The following is a 552-nucleotide window of genomic DNA, read 5'->3' on the forward strand; positions in this document are numbered from 1 at the left end:
TCGTCGGCAACGAGCCCGAGGTCACCTGGTCCATGCGGGACGACCGGCTGGTGCTGCGGCTGAAGTGCTCCGGTGTCGTCGCCGACTGCGCGGCCAAGCACCGTATCGAGGTACCCCGCGGCGTCACCGTGAAGGTCGAGGACGGAGACGGCAGCGTGCGCGCCCACGGGTTCCGGGACCCCCTGAGCATTCGCACGGGCGACGGCTCGGTCCGCGTCNNCGGTCCGCCTGGAGCTCGGCGCCGTCCCGGACCGCGTGGAGTCCCGCAGCGGCGACGGTTCCGTGACCATCGCGCTGCCCGAGGCCACCTACCGTGTGACGACCGGGACCGGTGACGGCGGCGTGGAGGTGTCCGTCCCCCGCGACAAGAGCAGCTCCCATGTGGTGTCCGCGCAGACCGGCGACGGCAAAGTGACGGTCCGCACGGCGAACTAACCGGCCCGTGTGTTCGTCCTTAACCGGTGGGAGAATGACAACCGGGCAGGGTGACCACAGCACGGGAGAGGGATGTGACGGCGACTCCAGCGCAGCCGTACTCGCCGTCGCTGCCGC

1 pseudogene is annotated in these 552 nt (G+C 70.9%); it reads left to right on the forward strand.

Annotated elements, in window-relative coordinates:
- Positions 1–435, forward strand: a pseudogene (locus CCL05_RS46715) (DUF4097 family beta strand repeat-containing protein); the annotation flags it as partial.
- Between the last annotated feature and the right edge of the window lie 117 nt (positions 436–552).

Origin of the sequence: Streptomyces africanus (assembly GCF_002150735.1) — a bacterium.
Lineage (GTDB): Bacteria > Actinomycetota > Actinomycetes > Streptomycetales > Streptomycetaceae > Streptomyces > Streptomyces africanus.